Origin of the sequence: Bacillus arachidis, assembly GCF_030285945.1 — a bacterium.
GTDB classification, from domain to species: domain Bacteria; phylum Bacillota; class Bacilli; order Bacillales; family Bacillaceae_G; genus Bacillus_A; species Bacillus_A arachidis.
Map to the genome: position 1 here is coordinate 3,094,005 of NZ_CP127376.1, position 15,547 is coordinate 3,109,551.

Genomic DNA, 15,547 nt, shown 5'->3' on the forward strand with positions numbered 1-15,547 from the left:
TTGTGTCGAATGAACAAAAAGGATTTAAAGCGAAAAATAGCCTCTGATGGCATTGATGTCGAGTTCTCACGTGAGCTCGCTGACCAAGATGACTTAGAAGCAAACGCTCGTGCAGATGCCGCCGATGCACGTCAAAAACACCAATCAACAAAAAAATAAGGTATGATTCATTACCTTGTTCTTTTCAATCGGAACCTACTACCAACAAAAATAAACCGAGACAAATTCTCGGTTTATTTTCTATATTTTTTTATATAGTGAGCAAAAGTAAGAAGTGGAAATATATAATGATAGCTATGATAGTAAATGTAAAATCCACCTGATAGCCCTATGCCTGTAGGATAATCTTGATTCTGCATTGATTGTGTAAGTAAATAAGAAATCCCTTTTCGAATGGTTGGTGTTTCTATATCATAATAAGCAATAAGCGCATCGAGTGCCCATGCTGTTTGTGATGGTGTACTAAAAGGTAACGAAATAAATTGCCTTTCTATACTACTTCTGCAAGACTCGCCCCAACCTCCATCTCTATGTTGAATATTCTCTAACCATGCGACTGCTTTTTGCAAAGCTGTGTGATTAGGCGAGACTCCTATAGCACGTAAACCTGTCAGAGCTGCCCAAGTACCATATATGTAACACACTCCCCATTTTCCATACCACGATCCATTTTTTTCCTGTGCATTGATTAGCCATCTTATTGCTCGATTTCTTCGTTCACCTTGTAATTCATGTGACGCATACCTTCCAAAAAACTCCAATACCCGCCCTGTAATATCTGATGTAGATGGATCTGTAAGCATATCGTTTGCATTTTCAAGAGGAAAATGCGTCAGTAAATGATTGGTTACACCCTTTTCAAAAGCCGCCCAGCCCCCATCAATATTTTGCAATCCTCTTACCCATTGAATTCCTTTCTTCCACGCTCCTTCTACTTTTGGATCCCCTCTCCTACTTCGTGCTAACGCTCTAAGTACAGCTGTTGCATCATCATTATCCGGAATTGTCGTATTTATATCTGAAAATCCCCATCCCCCAGCTTCAAGTGATGGAGCATGTACACTCCAATCTTTTTTCTCTTTATGTTGTTTTTGCAGTAAATAACCTGTTGCTGTTTGAATCATTTTGTTGTCATGCGTTACACCCGCTTCTTGCAACGAATAGCTTAATAAAGCCGTATCCCACACTGTAGATGGTGAATTTTGAAGATGTAATCCCTTATCCATATTCCATATATAAGATTTCAATCCTAATACTGCCTTTGAAATAAGCGGCGACTGAATTGAATGCCCAAGTGCAAGTAGCGCATAAATCATGTAAAATGTAGCACTCGCATAACTGTATAATGTTCCATTTTCATCAATCCGCTCAATCATAAAACGCTCTGCTTCCCTGTCCCCTTTATGATGCAAAGATAAAGGGTATGATAAAAACTTCTTCACATCTCTAATTAGCGTTTGAAACAGCGGTGAACGTTCTTCTCGGAACCACTGCGTCTTACTCACTCCTGAAATATGATCTAAATTAGGAAGTATTGTGCTTGACACAGTAAATCGCTTATTCATGCAAATCATCGCCGGAATTAAGTGAATACGAGCCGAACTACTTAGCTCAAATATACTGAGTGGGGAATCTTCGGGTAAAAATAAAATTGGTGTTGGAAAGTGAAACAACGAAGGATATTCATATCCACCATGAAGCGCTAATAAAAATTTTGTCATAAAGTGAGCGTGTGTAATCCCACCTCGTTCACGAATAAATACTTCCGCACGTTTCATATTTATATCTTCTTTCGTGTATCTTCTAGAAGCGAGTAAAGCCGCATATGCCTGAATTGTAGCGGATAAGTTACCGACAGATTCGTCTTCGTATAACTTCCAAGTTCCTTCATTTGTTTGAAGAGATGCCAGTCTTGCAACAAACGGCTCTATTTCTTGATCTTGACCTAATAATTTAAGCAAAAAAATCATATGGCAATCTGTTAATGGAGAACCTTCAAAACAAAATCGCCATGTTCCGTCTTGATGCTGCATCGTTTGCAGTGCAGTAATTTTCCGATTGACTTCCTGACGCACTTTTTCATATAATAACACTCTTTTCACCCACCCTTTCTAAATCCGTATACGATATTCCACTTTACAAAAAATTATGTATAAACAAATAAAAGCAGAACATATAAAAATACATGTTCTGCTCATAAACAATATCCAATTGCAACTACAATACCTAATATAGCTCCTACCACAACTTGATATGGTGTATGTCCGACAAGCTCATTTAATTTCTTATACTCTGTTTGTCTACCGTGAAAAAAATCATTTAAAATCTTCGCCTGTTTACTTACCGCGAGTCTTACCCCAGATGCATCATACATTACAATAATTGCAAAAATAGCGGCCACTGCAAATACCGCACTCGTTACACCTTCCACCATCCCAACACCTGTCGCTAATGCAGTAACTGTTGAAGAATGAGAGCTTGGCATTCCTCCAGAAGCAAAGAATTGTGCGAAATCAAATTCTCCCGCCTTGATTAATTTAAAAATGACTTTCGCTAGTTGCGCCAAAAACCAAGCGAGTACAGCTGCCATCAGTGGATCATTATGTAAAATTGTTTCCATTTTTCCAGCTCCCTACTTGCAGTAATGGAAATTCTATACTTATAAGTATAAAGAAAAAAGCGTAGAAAATACTACGCTTTATGATACTTTTGCTGATTTATTTTTAAGAAACTTCGGTTGCCTCTCCAATAAAAATTTTGTTTTAGCGACCGAAAATATGAAAAGTGCAATCCAAATAAAGAAAAATGCCGTCATATGTGCCGATGTAAAATGCTCATGGAACACAAAAACCCCTAAAACAAGATTAATGGTTGGTGCAATATATTGTAAAAACCCAATCATATATAGTGGAATAAGTTGTGCTCCTTTGGCAAAATAAAAAAGAGGTAATGCAGTAACAACCCCCGCTCCCATTAAAAGTAACGTTGAAGTAGACGAAATAGAACCAAACGAACCAAAACCATGGTCACCAATCATAACTAAATAAACGACTGCAAGAGGCGTCACAATCATTGTTTCCATCGTAAGTCCTATCATTGCATCATAATTCAGTAACTTCTTTGTTAATCCATATAATCCAAATGTAAACGCAAGTGAAAGGGCAATCCATGGAATTGAACCGTATCGAAACGCTAAAATAATAACGCCTATTCCCGCCAAACCAACTGCAACATATTGCCAAAAGTTAAGTTTTTCTTTCAAAACAACTGTACCAAGTAAAATACTTACAAGAGGATTAATATAATAACCAAGACTTGCTTCAATGATATGATTTTGATTCACAGCCCATATGTACACAAACCAATTCCCACTAATTAAAATAGAAGCAATCGTTAATGATGTTAATAATTTAGGTCGTTTAAAAAGACTCACAAGCTCGCTCAGAAATTGCCCCATTCGCTTTGATACTCCTAAAATTAGTAACATAAAAACAAATGCCCAAACAATGCGATGCGCTAATATTTCTTCTGCAGGAACTTCCCCCACCCATTTCCAGTAAATGGGGAGAACTCCCCACATCATATAAGCACCCGCCGCATATAAAATCCCTTTCTTTTGCAGTGCTTTTTGACTCTCCATCTTCCCTTTTCTCCTCTTCTTTTTTCTCTTCATTATAAGGTGTAGCTTTAAACCTTTACAAATATTCTCTCCCTATCTTTTTCGACAATATAATTCCCTTTTCAAACAACTTACTTATCATTCATATATACATGCTTCAGAACCTAGTAAAAACAGCTAAACTCCTTTTAGAAACCTAATTGGTATCACCTCAACCTAAATCACCCATATAGCATATGAAGTTATAGCAACAAAAAGCGGTATACCAATTTTAAATTTATTTTTATGAGTCTTATGGTGAAAAACATACATTCCAATCCACGTTCCGATTGCTCCGCCTGCTGCAGACACTAAGAACAATGCACTTTCAGGGGTACGCCATTGTTTTTTCACAGCCTTACGTTTATCAAGCCCCATCATCGAAAAAGCAATGACACTCATACACAATATATACATCCATTTTACGAACATTATTAATTCTCACTTCACTATCTTTTTTAATTTAATTCTTTGTACAATAATAGATTTTTTATTTATATACAAATAAAAATCGCTGTAGACAGTAAAGAATTACTTGTAAACAAGCTATCTTTTCAGCCTACAGCTGCTATTTCAATTATTTATCCCACTATTCGCAGGAAGTAAAGCTAAATTGATGAGGGCTAACACCCCATACACTTTATGCCCCATTTTTCCTTACATTACTATGCTTTTTAGCATACACAAAATAAACCAAAATACCTATCATAATCCAAATCATAAAACTGATTAAAGTTAATTTAGAAAGATTTAAAGCTAAATACATACAACTGATTATTGACATTATCGGTAAAAAAGGAACCAATGGTGCACGAAATGGCCTTTCAATATTTGGGTGTGTTTTACGAAGTACAATTACCGCAATACATACAAATATAAAAGCTGTTATCGTTCCCACATTTACTAAATTTGCCAATAAATTCAAATCTACAAGCCCCGCTAAAAGTGCTGCGAGAACCCCTGTAACCCACGTATTAAGAAATGGTGTTTGAAAACGTTTATGTACACTTGAAAGCTTTCTTGGAAGTAATCCATCACGACTCATTGAGTAAGATACCCGTACAAAAGCAAACATAGCTACCAAAAGAACAGTAGTTAAACCAGCAATGGCTCCTACTGATAACAAACCTGCAATTTTATCCTGTCCTACAACACGCAACGCATAGGCAACTGGATCAGCTACATTCAATTCAGTAAATGGTACCATTCCTGTTAAAATAAATGAAACACCAATATAAAGAATTGTACAAATACATAACGATACAAGAAGACCAATCGGAACATTGCGCTGTGGTCGTTTCACTTCTTCAGCTGCTGTAGCAACTGCATCAAATCCTAAAAAAGCAAAAAATACAGTAGCCGCTCCTCCAATAACACCATGAAATCCAAACGGAAAAAATGGTTGCCAATTCTCTGGTTTTACATACTGTCCACCTACAATAATAAATCCTACAATAACTGCAAGTTTAATAATAACCATTATATTGTTAATGCGTGCACTTTCTTTCGCACCACGACTTAACAAAAATGTAACAACTAAAATAATACAAACTGCAGGTAAATCAATGATTCCACCTTTCCCCATGCCCGGTGCCGAGGCAACAAGAGTAGGGATTTTAATATGAAATCCTAGAAGTAATGATTGAAAATAAGCGGACCACCCAGCTGCTACTGCAGAGGTCGCTAATAAATACTCTAACATGACACACCAACCAACTATAAAAGCAAAAATTTCTCCTAATGTAATATATGTATAAGAATATACACTACCGGATACTGGAACAGTAGAAGCAAATTCAGCATAACAAAATGCCACACAGGCACAAACAAGCGCAGCCAATACAAAAGATAGAACAATTGCTGGGCCAGCATGTTTCGCTGCCACAATACCCGTTAATACAAAAATACCAGTCCCAATAATTGCCCCGATTCCTAAAAGAGTTAAATCAAATGCTCCTAACGTTTGATTCAACACCCTTTTCTTTTCTTCATTCATTTCCTTTTTAATTAGTAGACTCATTAGTAGAAACCTCGTTTTCAATATAATCCCTTACTAAGTACAACCTCTTCTATTCTGTTTTAGAATTTTTATAATTATTATTTTTAAATAACTATAAATTTTACTTATTTCCAAACTAATTTTTTAAAAATACAAAAATTCAAAATATACACTTAAAATTACAATGTGATATTCTTGCAAATGATGCATCACTAAGAAACAGAATTGAATTTATCATATAATTAATTCAATTGTCAATAATAAGAGCACTCTTTTTATAATGGATAATTATGTAACAAAAAGTATTATTTCATAATTTAAAATCATGAAATTCTATTCATTACCAGGTATATCCCCTGATTTATTTTTCTAATATTAATATTCCATTCACTATCCCCTACAAGATACATATGCACTCCACTATTTCATAATTGAAATTGTTTTTGTGAAATAAAAACTATAGTCACTTGATTGTATCTTAACTCTATTATTTGCATGATATAAATTTCATATCATACATTTACTTTTTATTATTAATTCAGAAAATAAATTTTTGGTTGCTATATAAATTTCGTATTAGTATAATAAAAAACGTTGTGAATATAACAATTTTAAAATTCAGAATTTTCTTTGTAACAATATGGTATTGTAAAGAATTATTTCAATGGAGGTTTTAAGTTGGCAAATAAAGTACCCTTTTCTCGTGTCCTTGTAATCGGCCTTATGTTATTTGCACTATTTTTTGGTGCTGGAAATTTAATTTTCCCAGCTATGTTAGGCCAAGCAGCTGGGCATAATGTGTGGACTGCTACTGCTGGATTTTTAATTACAGGTGTAGGTCTTCCTTTGTTAGGCGTTCTAGCATTTGGTATTTCTAATAGTGATGATTTACAAACATTAGCGAACCGTGTTCATCCTTGGTTCAGCGCTGTGTACACATTTATTCTTTATTTAGCAATTGGTCCGTTATTTGCACTCCCTAGAGCTGGAAGTGTTTCTTTTGAAATAGGTGTAAAACCATTTTTATCTAACGGAACAGAGACGTTTGCATTACTTATTTTCACAATCATTTTCTTTAGTATTACATGTTGGTTCTCATTTAATCCAACGAAAATTGTAGATGTTGTGGGGAAACTTTTAACCCCTATTAAGCTTACATTCATCGGGATTTTAGTAGTTGCGGCGTTTGTCCAACCAATCGGCCCTATTCAGGCACCTGCAAAAGAATTTGTGAACAATTCTTTTTTTAAAGGTTTCCAAGAAGGCTACTTAACAATGGATACACTTGCATCTTTTGTATTCGGCATTATTATTATCAATGCTATAAAAGAGAAAGGTACTTATGATAAAAAAGAAATAGTGAGCGTTTGTGCAAAGGCTGCTGGTATTGCAGCAATTGTATTAACAATTGTTTATACTTCACTTTCTTATATGGGGGCCGCTAGTGTATCTAAACTAGGGCACCTAACAAATGGAGGAGAAGTATTAGCTAAAGTAGCGAATTATTATTTTAGTTCTTTAGGCAATTTATTGTTAGGCTTAATGATTACTGTTGCATGTTTAACAACAAGCGTCGGACTTGTAACATCATGCTCTTCATACTTTCATAAAGTATTCCCGAAAATATCTTATAAAACATTTGCTGTTATACTTTCTGTTTTTAGCGCATTGATTGCAAATCTTGGTTTGACAGAATTAATTGCGGTTTCTGTACCGGTACTTACAGCGATATATCCACTTGCAATTATGCTAATTGTTTTAACGTTTTTGCACCCTATATTTAAAGGTAGAACTGAGGTATATCAATGGAGCTTACTCCTAACTTTTGTCGTTAGTTTGTTTGATGGACTAAATGCAGCAAATATACCTATTCAAGCAATCAATGTTACTTTTTCTAAATTTCTTCCTTTATACGATGCAGGTTTAGGTTGGATCTGTCCTGCATTTGTTGGAGGATGTATTGGTTACTTCATTTATGTATTCCGGATGAAATTCATTACGAATACTCCGAAAACAAATCATTAAAAAACCATGCAGATAAAAATCTGCATGGTTTTTCCTAATCTTCCATTTCTATTTCCGTATTGTTCTTTTCCACATGCTCATTACGTAATTCTTCTTCCTGCATTTCCATAGAAATCATCGCATGGTAGATCTCCGGATATAATCCAAATATTTGATATACGCTTCCTAAAAACGGCACTTGAACCCCTCTTTTCAAAAATGATATGTCTATACTAAGGGTTCCCTATCTACATCCTACACATTCGTTTTTGTATCTTGTTCCTCATCTTGAACATGCAGTACATGTTGCCATTTTTTATAAGGCGCACTATTTGGATCAACATAGCCTTTCGCATACGAACGATCCCATAGTTGTTTTACAAACATCTCTGCTTCTTTCTTTGCCACCATTTCAGCACCAGTTCCATAATAATCTTGGAAATAAACTAAAATTTCATCAAGAAATAACCGTAACAATTCATCTGATGTTTCCTCAAGCGTCGGGTCATACTTTGCCTCTCGATCATACATTAAAATAATATCTAAAATATTATGGACATGTTCTTTTCTAAGCCATCTTACATCTTGTGCACCTAACACAAAAACATGTGTATATAAATGCCCGCCTTGGAGTGTCGCTTTCTCCTGTTCTTCTTCAAAACGCGACAAAATATTTTCATAAATAAACGGATTATGAAGCAATGCACGGTGTAATTTATAGCTCTCACTTGAAATATTTTTCCCCATTGACTGAATTAAAAAGCTACGCCCTACCCCATTATATTGATAGACAAATTGACCATCGACAGCAACAAGACTAATCCACCGGTACATATATGCATAAAGAAGAGCACGATTACATTTATCATAATCTAACTTCGTTTGCGTTGCATTCAAATCCGGCATAAAGGCTGGTAAGTGCCAATATTTATCTAAATGCGGCGTTAAATTAGATTTTTTAATATTTAACTTATTCACACGACGATAATAAGACTGAAAATAATCCCCTTTATCATTCATAAAACCATTTGCAATATGCCCAGAAGAAAGTTTAGGAAAATCTTGTAATGATAATCCATAGTGTGCTCGGTAACAAATTACTTCAAATGGTGAAAATGCTTCATTTACTGTATCCTTTTCTTGAAACATCTCTTGTAGAAGTTCTTCTTGTAATTCTTGTCTTAGCGAAGGATGTATGCCCCAATATTGTAACTCTCTATGATGAGATACTTTCGGGATAAATGGACTTGCTAGATGGAAAAGGTCTTCAATTTTTTCTCTCACATATTCATTGCGATCACGTTTTTTAAAATCCGCTTCTTTTCGCAATGCTTCAATTATATTGAGCTCTAGTTTGTCTCGATATCGCACTTGAAGTTCAGCATAGCAATACGTTAAAATATGCTCTCGATAGAAATCCTCTACCTTCTTAGATTGACTTTCTTCAGCTTGTGCATCACGGCAATATTCTGCATACAAGCTCATATAAATCTCCGCTGATATATCCTTTGGCAGTACACCTAAATTTAAATGTTGTTGCATATCTTGCCATATTTTTTCTTGCAGCCTTTCATCTGCTAACACATATACATTTGTCGGGTTTGTTTTTCCTTCAAATTCTTTGCTACGCTTTTGAATTTCAAACAGTAAATTTTCACGTGTCTCTTGTAAATTATCAAAGAATCTTTCCCAATGTTGAATCATTTTGTTTACCGCTTGATATAATGATTGATAAACAAGTTCGAGTAACATTTCTTTACGATACTCATTCAATTTATGCACATATTGCGTGACTATATCTTCAAATTCTTTTCGTAACATACGCTGTTGATTATAGAACATTTTCCCAAACCAACCTTGTTGCTGAGCCAGCTCAACACGTCGCACTGCTGTAACTGTACCGTCAATATTACTTACATTAAATTTCTTATCGTAGTTTTGAATTAAATTACGTTTCTGCTCATTATTCTCATGCAATCGATTCATTTTCTCTATTAACTGCTTCCGAATTTCATATAACATGAAACGAGCAGCCACCGGATGAACAGCTTCTGTTTTCTTTAAAAACCACGTGTTTAGTTGATATGACTGTCCTTCTGAACCACTTGGAGCATATCGATCCGATTCTATCATGTCATACAAAAGCGTCGTCACATGTTCATGTACACGGCTTGGTATTGCATAAGCATACAACCGAACAGCATGATCAACCCTCGCCACTTCCCCCTTCATCTGTTCCGTAATTTTGAGTTTTGCGGCCGAAATTTTACACTCATGCTGCAATCTATTTAACTCTTCATCTTTTTGTACAGTACGTTGTACATAGCTTTCAACTGCCTCTAAAAATAACTTTGATTTTGCAATACCAACCTTCCCACCTTCTGCCCCTTCACGTGTTTCATTATACATCTGTCTATAAAAGATATGAGCTTGCTCTGGACGAGTGGCAAGATGCTCTAAATCTTCTAAATAGCTCTTCCCACGCTCTGGCTTCTCACGTTGCATACCACGACGAACATCTTGTTCATAGCGCTGCTTTTTCTCTTGAAACAATTGATCTAAATGAAGCCAGGATTCATCTAAGCCTTGCACGGCCCATTTCAAAGCACAATATTTTAACACATGCTCATACGGATAAATGAGCTTTGCAGTTCCAGCTCCGCAGTAACGTGCTTTTCCATTCGATTCTGCAAGCTGCTGAATTTGATTATCTTCCTGTGCAAAATGACTTGTAGACATCGGGCTAAATAACTGCAAATAAATCGTGTTTGTCATTTGTTCCATATAATCTGATAAATTGTGTAAATGATGACCATGTAAATTTTCATAATCATATAAAAAACAATAATTATACGGCAAATGGTGTTGTTTAATCGTGTGATTCGTCCGGCCATCTTCATCTACTTGATCCGGACGATACTCTAATTCAATCGTTACACCACCTCTTTTTGATAATTCACCTGTTGAGCCCAGGGTAATCGCATGAAGTTCTTTTAAAGAGGCATAACCATTTGCTTGCACAGTTTCAAACTCTTTCGCACTAATCGTACGCGTCTTGACAAGTACATCCGGCATTAAAAACGCGCCACGTATTAAGATGTTATGGTGCTGCAGTTTTTTCCTAAGCATTTCACGCAAATATAATGCAATTTGTAAAAACATACCTGAGCCCGTGCCGCCAGCTAACGATGTGACAATAATCACGCGAACACCATACTCAGTTTGATCACTGGTGACAGGAAATATTTTTTCAATTTCTTGCCAAAAAGCAGTTAATTTATCTTCTTTCATCGCTGCCCGTAAAGCTAGACGTGAAATGACACGAAGTTGGCCAGCTCCTTCTGTTAACGGCTTATCTAAAATAGTAGGATCCATCGGAAACCATTCCGGAATCGTTGGATCCCCCGCAATATATTCTCGCGGTGTTTTACTAGAACTAGTTTGTGTCTTAAACTTACGAATGTGCTCAAATTTACTTAATGTATTCACATCTGTATCAAACACATGCATCGCTACCTTTTTACGTCGTTCTTCTGGTAACTTTTCATATACTTGATGAGTAACAGTACTACCGATTCCACCTAAGCCAATTAAAATTGTTGGAACTTGTAATGTCATGTGAACCACCTTCCTATTAGTATGTATTCAAAAAGAAGGATAAAGAGAGCCGAGCAGTTCGAAGCTCAACAGCCAGGAGGATACGAAGTTTAGCTGTACTACTTGAGTACTGGGCTTTTCGAACTTTCTATTATTCACATTCGTATCGATAAATTTCTTTCCCATACCCTCGATCAATCAGTAAAATCTCATTCGGATATAATGTCTTATGCTCATTCCCGGCCTCTTCCTCTGTGATAAACATACCGTCAATAATCATACCAATCACTTGCGATTCCTTTGCGACAAATACAGACTTCGATCCTTTTTTTGCTATAAAAGTTACCGATTGCACAGTCTTTCGCTCTGCTCGAAATGGAATACCAAAATAATGTTTCCACCACTTGTTTCTTAGTAATTCTGGTTCAGATTGATACAGCCAATCTTTCGCTACTTCTTGATCCCATTCGTAGTACAACATTGCTTTCCGATGAAACCTCGGCCGGACAATCCATCCTAAAATAAGAATCACAACAAGCAAAAATAGTAATGCAACTGGGATTACGAATTGAAAGATTAGCGAATAACGTTCCCAAAATGGTGCATTTTGAATATGAAACGAAATCGTTTTCTTTACTTCTTGTAACTTTGAATCGTTTATAGTGATGGTAGCTTCTATGGTGCCGGTAGCTGTAAAATTGAATGTATCGGAGTAGTAAGGACGAGGGTAAATATAAATTTGATTGCCATGTTTCCGCAGTTCGTAGTTGATCGATTGATGAGATGTGACACCTGTAGATTGTAATAGTTTCTTTACTTCCACTTCTGTCATCGGTTCACCATTCAGTAAGGGTTGCAAGACAAATGGTTTACTCTTTTCTAAATTTGTCACCTTTTCTTCATAGTTTTTCGTAATGACCTGTAAAGATAGTTTTGGTTTAGGTACAGATTCAATTCGGAATTCTCTTGTTTGCCTGTAAAATCCTTTTATATTCATATGAATTTTCCCACGTACTGCCTGTTTTCCAACTTGTGTTTCATAATAGAATCGTTTTCCCTTACTATCCCATTTCATTGGATACATCTTTCCATCTAGTTCTACTTCTGCTTGAAAATAAGAAGATTGAATTGGTAAATCCGTCGGCTTCGCTTCGATTACTGCTTTTGTTCCCTCATACATTTCCTCAACGTTTTTTTTCGCTTTATCCTCTTTATCGTAAGTAGAAACGGTATAATCAAGTGCTGGTTCAACAAGTACTTTCAGCCCTTCTTTCACAATATCTCTATCAATTTCTAGCGTATATGTCCCTGGTTTCATCACTTCACCATTCGTAGCACTAATATGGGTAATACCACCATATAATTTCGATTCTCCTGGTGCATGAATCGAAAAGAACGATTGTACTGCTAATGGTTTAGAAAGTTGTTCTATTTGATATTGTGATACATTAGAAGATTGTTGCACAAGTGTCATTCTTTTTAATGGAAACGGTGTCGTAATCTCTAATTTATTTCCATATATATTCGTTTTCACAACAGATTCAACAGAAGAAAATGGATCTCGATTCGCAACCAAGGCCGCAGCTTGATTTACACTCTCAATGACCCCATCTTCCCCACTTGTTGGCATGATGATGCCATTTATTTCTTTCTTCCAAATTTCTTTGAACGTATTCATCTGTTGTTGCTCTTGCTGACCTAAATTTTCTTCCATTGTTATTAAAACTGGATGCAATGATATTTTTTTTGATTCCATTTCTTTTTTAAATTGTGCTAGTTTCTGTGTGATTTGTTCTTTACCATCAGTCTTTTCTTTTTCGAGTTCATTAAATGCTCCGTCAGTTAATACAATAAGCCAAAATTCACGTTTTCCATTTATGTCTGCTTCCTTTTTAATAGATTGCATTGCTGTTTCTACAGCACGAAACGGCGTATTTAAATAGTTCTTCCACACTCCAATTTCATTAATCTCTGTTTGTCTTTTTTCATTGGTCAGCGTTACATTTAACGCTTCAGTAGGACGACTCATTGGAACATATGAAAATTTATCTTTTTCATCTAATAATGCAACTAAACTTTGCAAAGCATAATTGGCATATTTCCAGCGATCGTTATTTCTCATGCTGCCAGAATCATCATATACAAGTGAAACGACCCTTTCTTTTGCCTCCTCTCCTTTTGCAAAAGTTAAAAAAGGATTCAAACATAATAATAGAAAAAAGATGAATGTGGCACAGATTCGAATCTTCATGATGAGGCTTCGCCACCTTTGTAGACAAATTCCTATGTTTAAATTTATGAAGAGAAACAAGATATATGACTTGTATTTTTAGACAAACAGGCTCTCATAATTTAATTATGTAAATAATATTACTAAAATAAAAAATCTCATTCTGTTGAGCGTTACCTTATAAATTCCGATTAATTGTGCATCTTATAGGATTTATTTTTCACATAAACAAGCCTGCATGGAACAAAAATGAGAACTACAAGCTCTTACTACATTTCATATGGAAAATCACTGTAAAAAAGTTTGATTCCCTTACACCCTATCATATACATAAAAAACACGCCTATAAAAGCGTGTTTTTACTGTTTCACATATACTTCAACAATAGGATTATCTTTACGATCCGCATGCAAACGAATCTTCTCTTCACTTGTACGATAAATACTTGCTAATAACATGATAGTTAACAAATTAGGAGTTTTTCCATCACTCCCAAGTTTTCGTTCAAGTGTTTCTCTATATTCAAAATCTAAATCTCCTTGTATATATGTATACACTTCAAATCCATCTTTCAAATCACAAACGACTCTGTCAATAACATCTGCTCCTATTTGCTTTTCCATTTCACTGCGAAGGGCATTCGTAAATTCATTCCAAGGCACTTCATACGTTTGAAATTGATCTTTAGGTTCCATAAGTCCCACTCCTTTTTCACATACACTCTTCCCATATCTTTTCCCTTTCTTATAACAATTATGAAACTTAGGTCAATCATACAAGCCGCCCTTGTCCCAATAACATATTGTATTACTGTAATACGGAAGGAGGAAAGAACATGCATAGACAAAAATGTTATAATACTTGCCGACGTTATTTAGGTAAAGTTGTACGAATTGAAGATCGTGATGGTTATATTCATCTTGGTAAAATTGTTGATGTAACAGATGATTCTGTTTGGATTACGCCAATTCATCGTCCATCTTTTGATACAGGTTTTGGATATTATGATGCATATGCAAATGGTGGTTGTGATTGTTGCGGTGGCATAGGTCAATGTGACCATTGTGGATTTGGTTTTGATAGATGTTGCGATAGGGGTTTTTGTGGCGGTGGTGCCGTTCAATTAGCTTTCGGGTTTATTTTTGGTATTACTTTAGCTGCATTATTTTTCATCTAATGTACAAAGGGAGCTGACTGCATTTTTAGTCAACTCCTTTAATATACTGTTTTATTTCTCACAAATAAATATCCGGTGCCCTAATATATGTTGGTACATATGCAATACTCGCTCGTGTTGTACCCATGCATCATACAATTCGGTCGGAATAAATTGTGACATGTTCCATTCTGGCTCTTCCATTTGTCCTGCGATCGTCTCCGCAATCGTAGCTCCACCTACAATTGTTACCCTTTTGAATTTTTCCATTTGAAATAAGTCAATCCATTCTGTTTCTGTTTGTAATTCCTTTATTCCATATAAATGTATTATTTTAGCCTCCTCTTCTTTTGTTATATGCTTTTCAATTATCATTTCAATAACAATAAGTTTCCCGTTCTTTCGCAAGACACGATAACATTCAGGAATTACCTGCTCTTTGTTCGTGAAAGCAAGTACAGATTCTCCCAGTACAAGATCAAATTGCTCGTCGAAAAGCGGTAATTTCTCAGCACTTCCTTGAATTAGCTCAATTTGTAACTGTTCTTGTAACCATCTATTTTTTGCTTTTTGAACCATAATCTCATTATTTTCAACTGCTGTGACGTTATAATCATATTGTTTTTTCATATAAGCTGCTGTCCGTCCTGTTCCGCAACCTATTTCAAGTACATTTGCTTCACGGTGTAATGGCAACTGTGCCAATAACTGTTTCGTTAACGTAAAACCACCAGGGTGTGCACTCCCAATTCCATAATAGGCTAAAAAATCAATGTATATATTCCGTTTCATAGGATTCTCCTTCATTTTTTCTATATTACCTATATTCATACAAATAAAAAACGGTGCAAAATAAAAAAGCATTTCTAAGGTGGATTTAGTTCTCCTTAGAAATGCTTTTAT

13 protein-coding genes are annotated in these 15,547 nt (G+C 35.5%); 3 read left to right on the forward strand and 10 right to left on the reverse strand.

The window, feature by feature from the left end; all coding sequences use genetic code 11:
• Positions 1-9 precede the first annotated feature (9 nt).
• Positions 10-159 (forward strand): YfhD family protein, encoded by a 150-nt coding sequence (locus QRY57_RS17500; protein WP_026591597.1) that lies wholly within the window; start codon positions 10-12, stop codon positions 157-159.
• A 74-nt stretch (positions 160-233) separates the two neighbouring features.
• Here QRY57_RS17500 and QRY57_RS17505 read toward each other — a convergent pair whose 3' ends face one another.
• The 5 genes from QRY57_RS17505 to QRY57_RS17525 all read right to left on the reverse strand — a co-directional run bounded on the left by QRY57_RS17505 (position 234) and on the right by QRY57_RS17525 (position 5,678).
• Positions 234-2,093 (reverse strand): terpene cyclase/mutase family protein, encoded by a 1,860-nt coding sequence (locus QRY57_RS17505; RefSeq protein ID WP_286015726.1) that lies wholly within the window; start codon positions 2,091-2,093, stop codon positions 234-236.
• A gap of 101 nt (positions 2,094-2,194) precedes the next feature.
• The gene (locus QRY57_RS17510; protein ID WP_026591599.1) at positions 2,195-2,620 is read right to left on the reverse strand and encodes a divergent PAP2 family protein; all 426 of its coding nucleotides are present in this window, start codon (positions 2,618-2,620) and stop codon (positions 2,195-2,197) included.
• A gap of 78 nt (positions 2,621-2,698) precedes the next feature.
• Complete coding sequence (rarD, locus tag QRY57_RS17515; RefSeq protein WP_286015727.1) at positions 2,699-3,640, reverse strand: EamA family transporter RarD; 942 nt, start codon at positions 3,638-3,640, stop codon at positions 2,699-2,701.
• Positions 3,641-3,835: 195 nt separating this feature from the next.
• A complete protein-coding gene (locus QRY57_RS17520; protein WP_286015728.1) occupies positions 3,836-4,090 on the reverse strand; it encodes a DUF1294 domain-containing protein in 255 nt (84 codons plus the stop codon).
• A gap of 208 nt (positions 4,091-4,298) precedes the next feature.
• Positions 4,299-5,678, reverse strand: a complete 1,380-nt coding sequence (locus QRY57_RS17525; protein ID WP_286015729.1) for an APC family permease — start codon at positions 5,676-5,678, stop codon at positions 4,299-4,301.
• Positions 5,679-6,335: 657 nt separating this feature from the next.
• Between QRY57_RS17525 and brnQ the strand changes: the two genes are divergently transcribed.
• A complete protein-coding gene (brnQ, locus tag QRY57_RS17530; RefSeq protein ID WP_026591603.1) occupies positions 6,336-7,682 on the forward strand; it encodes a branched-chain amino acid transport system II carrier protein in 1,347 nt (448 codons plus the stop codon).
• A 34-nt stretch (positions 7,683-7,716) separates the two neighbouring features.
• Here the strand turns inward: brnQ and QRY57_RS17535 are convergent, their stop codons facing one another.
• The 4 genes from QRY57_RS17535 to QRY57_RS17550 form a co-directional block, all read right to left on the reverse strand.
• Positions 7,717-7,860: a hypothetical protein gene (locus QRY57_RS17535; RefSeq protein WP_026591604.1), complete on the reverse strand. Its 144-nt coding sequence runs from the start codon at positions 7,858-7,860 to the stop codon at positions 7,717-7,719.
• A gap of 56 nt (positions 7,861-7,916) precedes the next feature.
• On the reverse strand, positions 7,917-11,279 hold the full coding sequence (locus QRY57_RS17540; protein ID WP_286015730.1) for a tubulin-like doman-containing protein: 3,363 nt from the start codon (positions 11,277-11,279) through the stop codon (positions 7,917-7,919).
• Between the two features lie 130 nt (positions 11,280-11,409).
• Positions 11,410-13,509 carry a vWA domain-containing protein gene (locus tag QRY57_RS17545; protein WP_286015731.1) on the reverse strand — a complete coding sequence of 700 codons (2,100 nt, stop codon included), beginning with the start codon at positions 13,507-13,509 and terminating at the stop codon, positions 11,410-11,412.
• Between the two features lie 338 nt (positions 13,510-13,847).
• On the reverse strand, positions 13,848-14,183 hold the full coding sequence (locus QRY57_RS17550; protein WP_286015732.1) for a hypothetical protein: 336 nt from the start codon (positions 14,181-14,183) through the stop codon (positions 13,848-13,850).
• A gap of 140 nt (positions 14,184-14,323) precedes the next feature.
• Between QRY57_RS17550 and QRY57_RS17555 the strand changes: the two genes are divergently transcribed.
• Positions 14,324-14,665 carry a hypothetical protein gene (locus tag QRY57_RS17555; RefSeq protein ID WP_026591608.1) on the forward strand — a complete coding sequence of 114 codons (342 nt, stop codon included), beginning with the start codon at positions 14,324-14,326 and terminating at the stop codon, positions 14,663-14,665.
• 51 nt (positions 14,666-14,716) lie between these two features.
• Here QRY57_RS17555 and QRY57_RS17560 read toward each other — a convergent pair whose 3' ends face one another.
• Entirely contained in the window at positions 14,717-15,436 is a 720-nt protein-coding gene (locus tag QRY57_RS17560; protein ID WP_286015733.1) for a class I SAM-dependent methyltransferase, read from the reverse strand.
• Between the last annotated feature and the right edge of the window lie 111 nt (positions 15,437-15,547).